The following is a 5,932-nucleotide window of genomic DNA, read 5'->3' as shown; positions in this document are numbered from 1 at the left end:
CCACACTCGCTTCCGCAGCTCAACCTCATGGGCTCTAAACATTAAATCCGCCGTTGCGCTTCAACCTTGAAACCGCCAGGCTATTCGTCGAGAACAATCTCGGCATTGCCTTTGGCCCGCTGTACGCCTGCGCGAACGGACTTCAGTTGGGTGCCTTCGCCGGCGTCACACTCTCGGACGACAGCCTGAAGCACACCGAGATTCAGCTCTTTGGAAAAGCTGGTCGTCGCATGCCCTCGGCAGTGAACACGGTCCTCCAAGCGCTGACCGAAAACTTAAAAGCCTTCTCGTCCGCAGAAGCGGGCCGAGAAGGCTAGTAGCAAGCGAAAACTACGACTGGAACTGCGACGAATTAGGCCTGCTCCAGAACCACAAAGTGCTTGGCGGCGTATTTCGTAATTTCGAACACGCCCTTGAATCCACCAGGAAGAACACAGGCCTCGCCTTCCGAAATAGTGACGACCGAACCGTCGTCGGAGTGCACCTTCACCTCTCCGGTCTTGAGCACGAAGAATTCATGCTTACCTGCAGGAAACTCAAGGCGGTATGCGCCTACCTCACCCTCCCAGATTCCCGTGCGAAAGTTTGCGTTGTTCGCAGCGTAGAACGAGTGAACCTTTTGCTTGGGGTTACCTTTGACCAACGTGTCCGGCGGCGAAAACTTCTCGATGACCTCCGGTGAAACCTGTGAATAAGCCAGTGCCTTCGTCGACATAAATGCGAAACTCCCGTTAGTTTGAACGACCATTGACGCAACGCACACGGCGCTGCCCGCTTCTACCAGCGCAACGCAGCGGTATGCACCGGAGCGTCCCAGTGAATCTTCATCTCTTCGTCGAGCTTGCAGAGGGTGAGGGAGATGCCCGCCATCTCGAGAGCCGTGGTGTAGTCTCCAACCAGCGACCTCGCCACCGCCACCTCGCGGCGATTGAGCCATTTGCTCGCCGAATTCATGACTAGATATAGCTCTGAGAGTGGCGTGGAACCCAAACCATTCACGAGGAGCAGCACCTCTGAGCCCGAAGACGGCTTGAGCTCTTCGCAAATCGAGTCGAGCAACATGGCAACAATCTCGTCGGTCGGCGCAATCTTCTCCCTCCGCCGCCCGGGTTCACCGTGGATTCCGACGCCGAATTCCATCTCGTCATCAGCCAGCTGAAAAGTCGGCCGCCCGGCCGCGGGAACGGTGCAACTGCTAAAGGCCACGCCCATCGAGGCAATGCTCCCGGTAATCCGCTCGGCGAAAGCGACGCAGGCTTCTAGATTTGCGCCGCTCTCAGCAAGGCTTCCTACCAGCTTTTCAACAATCACGGTCCCCGCCACTCCGCGTCGGCCCGTGGTGTGCGTCGAGTCCTCGACCGCAACATCGTCATCGACGACGACCATTGCGACCTTGTTCTCGGACATTTCGGCTGCCATCTCGAAGTTCATGCGGTCGCCCGAGTAGTTCTTGACGATGAACAGAACGCCGGCGCCGGTGTCGACCAGCCGAGCGGCTTCCATCATTTGGTCAGGCGTAGGTGACGTAAAAATCTGGCCAGGGCAAGCGGCGTCGAGCATCCCTTTGCCGACGAAACCGCTGTGCATTGGCTCATGTCCAGAACCACCGCCCGAGACGAGTCCAACCTTTTCCCGCCTGAGCGATTTTCGTGTTACGACTGACGGATTCAGTGTGACATCGCAGATGTCTGCATGAGCCAGCGCGAAACCCTTGAGACTGTCTTCGATGAACGTTTCAGGGTCATTCATGAACTTCTTCATTTTTGCTCTCCGTCGCATCACTCAGAATCTGCTCGCAAACCGCACGAATCATGACTTCACAAGACCGTGCGCCTGGGTCAATGTGCCCTTTTGACCGCTCGCCCATGAAAGACGCGCGGCCCTTCGTCGCGACCATGTCCTTTGTCGCTTGACACCCATCGGTTGCCACCTTGGGGAGAGAGACAAGAATCTGTCGTGCACTTGCTCCCGATTGAGCAAGCTTCATGAACTCCTGCATGACCGGAATGAGGACGTCCATCATCGTCTTGCTCCCAGTGCCGGTCTTTCCCCATCGCTGCATCTCTGACACACCGGCAGCAAATGCGTCGGCAACCTTGTCGGTCGTAATTTCGCTGTCAGCATCGGAAGCCAGGGACTTGCTCATCCCCAGCAAAAGTGATGCGAACAAGGGGCCGGAGGAACCGCCAACAGTCGAAAGGACCTTCTGTGACGAGAGCTTCAATGCGGCGTGGAGAGGCAACTGTTCGATGGTCCCCACTAATGCCGCGACTGCGCCGAAGCCTCGCAGAAGATTGAAGACATGGTCACCGTCGCCAATGGCTTGGTCGAGGGATGCAATCTCGTCTTTGTTCCGTTCAACCGCGGCATGGGCAGCCACGACCAAGCTAGACACCTTGGCTCCGTTCATATCGTCTCCTCTCATCATTGCTCCGCGAGCGCGGACGCTTGCGTGAAAAACTGGTCCACAATTGACGCCACCATCGCGACGTGTTCGCGTGTCACGTCAAGGTGGGTCACCCAGCGCTGGCGCGCCCCATCGCGAAGCATCGTGACTGCGACACCATTCGCGGACAGATGCGAAGCGAAGGACTTCGCGATGGAGGGCTCGACATCAACGAAGACCATGTTGGTCTGTGGCGGATGTACGCTGAGTCCGTTGAACTGCTGTAGCGCGTCAGCCAATTCCATCGCTAATGCGTGGTCTTCTTTCAGTCGTTCGACGTTATGCGCCAGGGCATACAGCCCTGCCGCCGCGAGCACGCCAGCCTGACGCATGCCGCCACCGAGCATCTTTCTCAGCCGGCGTGCGCGACCGATAACGTCGTGAGGTCCCACCAACACCGAGCCGACCGGTGCACCCAGTCCTTTTGAGAGGCAAAGTGAAGCGGAGTCAAACGGCGCGACGACCTCAGCAATATCCATGTCCATCGCTGAGCTCGCATTGAACGCTCGCGCTCCGTCCAGATGGGTCGCAAGACCTTGAGTCCTAGCCAAGTCGGTCGCTTGATGCACGTACTCGCTCGGAAGGACACGGCCGTTCCAGGTGTTCTCCAACGCCAGTAGTCGCGTAATCGCGAAGTGTGGGTCATCGGGCTTTATCGCTGCCGCGATGCGCTCAAGGCGAATGGAGCCATCGCTTTCGTTTTCAATCGGCTGAGGCTGCACGCTGCCCAACACAGCCGCCCCGCCCGCTTCCCATCGATAGCAATGTGCCATCTGTCCAACGATGTATTCCTCACCGCGCTGGCAGTGCGCCATGATTGCGAGCAGATTCGATTGGGTCCCGCTGGACACGAAGATGGCTGCCTCCTTCTGCGTAAGCTCGGCAGCAAGCGCTTCGAGACGATGGATGGTCGGGTCGTCTCCCAGAACGTCGTCACCTACCTCAGCGGTAGCCATCGCCTGGCGCATGCCTTCTGACGGACGCGTAACGGTGTCACTTCGGAAATCACACTTGATTTGATTCACCTTATGCTCCACGGTCTCGGGTTTCATTCGTTTGTGTTTGAGCCAACGAATCCTTCTACTTTTTTGCCTTGATGCTGTCGCCGCCGGCGAAGATGCGTTCGAGGCCATAAATGCGGTCGAGCAGCACCATCAGGAGGATGGTCATCACGATGAGGCTCGCAGACACAGCCGCGATGAGCGGGTTGATGTTGTCCTGGATAAAGAGGAACAGCTTCACCGGGAGCGTAGTCACCGTCGGCGATGCCACGAAGACGGTCATGGTCACTTCGTCGAAGCTCGTAATGAAGGCAAGAATCCATCCGCTCGCGAGCCCCGGAAGGATGAGCGGCACCAAGATGCGCCTGAAGGTAACCCAAGTGGAAGCACCGAGCGAGACGGCGGCGTCTTCGACACGTCGGTCAAGGCCCACAGCTGCCGCCATGACCAGCCGGAGCGCGAAAGGCATCACGATAATCACGTGACAGACGACCAAGCCCGTCAACGTTCCGTAGAATTTGAGCTGGGTCAGATAGCGAAGATAAGAAACGCCCAGGACCGCAGATGGAATCATCAGTGGCGATTGCAGCGTCGCCACGAACGCCCCTTTCAGTCGAAAGTCAAAGCGGGTCACAGCCAAAGCGGACGGAATCGCAATTGCCACAGCAATCGACGCCGATACCGCTCCGAGTACTGCACTGGTGCGCAGGGCCTCGATGAAATCGGGGCGCCCCAGCATTTCCCTGAACCATCGAAGAGACAAGCCGGTCGTCGGCAGAGACAGATACGGCGTCGGGGTAAATGCGACCAAACAGACCACCACAATAGGTGCGATGAGAAACACGATGAAACACGTGTGGAACGCCAAGGCGAACGGGCCGTTTTTCATTTGAACACCTGTGGGAAGCGTTTCTCCACCATCCGACTTCCAAGAGTCACGATGGCGACAATCACCAGAATCAAAACGACCGCGACGGCCGCTCCGAGGGGCCAGTTCATTGTGTTCAGGAACTCGTCATAGGCAAGCGTAGACGCGACCTTGAGACGTGCCCCGCCGATGATTTGAGGCGTGGCGAACGCGCTGGCTGCAAGTGAGAAGACGACTACACCGCCGGAGAGGATGCCCGGCAACGCCTGCATCAGAATGATTCTGCGGAAAACCGTGAACGGACTTGCCCCCATTGCGACTGCGGCCTTCTCAACTAAGGGGTCTCCGCGGCCAAGCGCCGTCCAGACTGCAATAACGACAAACGGGACCAGCACGTGTGTCAGGGCGACAATTACCCCCGTTTCCGTGTACATCAGGCGCAAAGGCGAGTCGAGGATGCCGACACCGGTCAGCATCTCATTGAGAATTCCCATGGGACCGATGAGCAGGGCCCAACCGAGCGTTCGAGATACGACGGAAATCAGGAGAGGCGCGAAGTTCACGAGCAACAAAATGCTTCGATACTTCGGGTTCATCCGCGACAGAACAACCGCTTCGAGAGTTCCCGCACAGACCGACAGAAACGTCACCGCAAAGGCGATTCGAAGCGTCCGTACGAATACCAATCCGTAGTAGGAGTCCGTGAATATAGCGACGTAGTTCTCGAACGAAAACGCGGATTTGATGCCGGAGTTGACGTCATAGGTGTTGAAAGATAAAAAACCGAGCGACGCCAGTGGAACCAGAAGCATCAAGCCTATGGTGACAAGCCCGGGCAGTGTCGTGAACAGAACGGCTTGCCGCTTGCGAGTTGCGTAGTTCATATTTCCCCCGCAACTCGGGTTTTGTCTACGCTTACACGCTCTGCCTCAGTAAGGCGGAGGTGAACAGCGGAGCCACGCGGTGGTGCCCATGCCCCGTCGTGAGGGCGGGTCATAGTCACGACGCCGAACGCGGTCTCAACCTGGTACTGCCACTGCGTGCCCAGGAACATTCGCGAAGTGACCGTGCCAGGCAGTCCAGACCCCGAAAATGTAAATTTCTCGGGGCGAATGAAAGGCATCGTCGAAGTCTGCGAGGCACCCAACTGGGCCAGCGCAAAGCTTGGCAGCTGATTGGCTTTTCCTAAGAAGCTGGCGACAAAAGAGGTCGCCGGTGCGTCGTACACTCGTTCCGGCACATCGATTTGCTCAATCTTGCCCTCGCTCATCACCACCACGCGGTCCGACAAAGCGAGCGCCTCCGCCTGGTCGTGGGTCACCATAATCGTGGTCGTGTCAAAGTGACTTTGGATGTGCCTTAGCTCCTCCTGCATCCCCTCTCGAAGTTTCGCGTCGAGATTGGAGAGTGGCTCGTCAAGCAAAAGGACGTCAGGATGGACAACCAGCGCCCGAGCGAGTGCAACCCGCTGTTGCTGCCCCCCGGACATCTGGCGCGGATAGCGCGTCCGATACTTCGACAAGCCGACGAGTTCCAACACTGAGATTGACCCGCTCCGACGGACAGATTTGCAGTTAAAGATTTGTCATGGTCCGACCTCCGTCAAGCGTTGAGTCG

General features: G+C 57.6%; 8 protein-coding genes. 1 reads left to right on the top strand and 7 read right to left on the bottom strand.

The annotated features are described in order from the left end of the window. The first annotated feature begins 53 nt into the window (after positions 1 to 53). Positions 54 to 317 carry a LysR substrate-binding domain-containing protein gene (locus AWB79_RS37755; protein ID WP_061172571.1) on the top strand — a complete coding sequence of 88 codons (264 nt, stop codon included), beginning with the start codon at positions 54 to 56 and terminating at the stop codon, positions 315 to 317. A gap of 35 nt (positions 318 to 352) precedes the next feature. Here the strand turns inward: AWB79_RS37755 and AWB79_RS37750 are convergent, their stop codons facing one another. The 7 genes from AWB79_RS37750 to AWB79_RS37720 form a co-directional block, all read right to left on the bottom strand. Next, entirely contained in the window at positions 353 to 715 is a 363-nt protein-coding gene (locus AWB79_RS37750; protein WP_061172570.1) for a cupin domain-containing protein, read from the bottom strand. Positions 716 to 777: 62 nt separating this feature from the next. Next, a complete protein-coding gene (gene dhaK / locus AWB79_RS37745) occupies positions 778 to 1,761 on the bottom strand; it encodes a dihydroxyacetone kinase subunit DhaK (protein ID WP_061172569.1) in 984 nt (327 codons plus the stop codon). Then, positions 1,742 to 2,410: a dihydroxyacetone kinase subunit DhaL gene (dhaL, locus tag AWB79_RS37740; protein WP_061172572.1), complete on the bottom strand. Its 669-nt coding sequence runs from the start codon at positions 2,408 to 2,410 to the stop codon at positions 1,742 to 1,744. The genes dhaK and dhaL overlap by 20 nt, the downstream gene beginning before the upstream one ends. A 14-nt stretch (positions 2,411 to 2,424) precedes the next feature. Continuing rightward, positions 2,425 to 3,471: a low-specificity L-threonine aldolase gene (gene ltaE, locus AWB79_RS37735; protein WP_445343951.1), complete on the bottom strand. Its 1,047-nt coding sequence runs from the start codon at positions 3,469 to 3,471 to the stop codon at positions 2,425 to 2,427. 55 nt (positions 3,472 to 3,526) lie between these two features. Beyond that, on the bottom strand, positions 3,527 to 4,336 hold the full coding sequence (locus tag AWB79_RS37730) for an ABC transporter permease (RefSeq protein WP_061172567.1): 810 nt from the start codon (positions 4,334 to 4,336) through the stop codon (positions 3,527 to 3,529). Then, on the bottom strand, positions 4,333 to 5,199 hold the full coding sequence (locus AWB79_RS37725) for an ABC transporter permease (protein ID WP_061172566.1): 867 nt from the start codon (positions 5,197 to 5,199) through the stop codon (positions 4,333 to 4,335). The genes AWB79_RS37730 and AWB79_RS37725 overlap by 4 nt, the downstream gene beginning before the upstream one ends. Then, complete coding sequence (locus AWB79_RS37720; protein ID WP_074169498.1) at positions 5,196 to 5,855, bottom strand: ABC transporter ATP-binding protein; 660 nt, start codon at positions 5,853 to 5,855, stop codon at positions 5,196 to 5,198. The genes AWB79_RS37725 and AWB79_RS37720 overlap by 4 nt, the downstream gene beginning before the upstream one ends. Positions 5,856 to 5,932 lie beyond the last annotated feature (77 nt).

Source organism: Caballeronia hypogeia (assembly GCF_001544875.2).
GTDB classification, from domain to species: domain Bacteria; phylum Pseudomonadota; class Gammaproteobacteria; order Burkholderiales; family Burkholderiaceae; genus Caballeronia; species Caballeronia hypogeia.
This window is presented reverse-complemented; position numbering and strand designations above follow the sequence as displayed.

What these genes read in the sequence shown, in the direction of transcription:
- AWB79_RS37750 (WP_061172570.1), bottom strand. Translation starts at nt 715, where the DNA reads ATGTCGACGAAGGCACTGGCTTATTCACAGGTTTCACCGGAGGTCATC.
- dhaK (WP_061172569.1), bottom strand. Translation starts at nt 1,761, where the DNA reads ATGAAGAAGTTCATGAATGACCCTGAAACGTTCATCGAAGACAGTCTC.
- dhaL (WP_061172572.1), bottom strand. Translation starts at nt 2,410, where the DNA reads ATGAACGGAGCCAAGGTGTCTAGCTTGGTCGTGGCTGCCCATGCCGCG.
- AWB79_RS37730 (WP_061172567.1), bottom strand. Translation starts at nt 4,336, where the DNA reads ATGAAAAACGGCCCGTTCGCCTTGGCGTTCCACACGTGTTTCATCGTG.
- AWB79_RS37725 (WP_061172566.1), bottom strand. Translation starts at nt 5,199, where the DNA reads ATGAACTACGCAACTCGCAAGCGGCAAGCCGTTCTGTTCACGACACTG.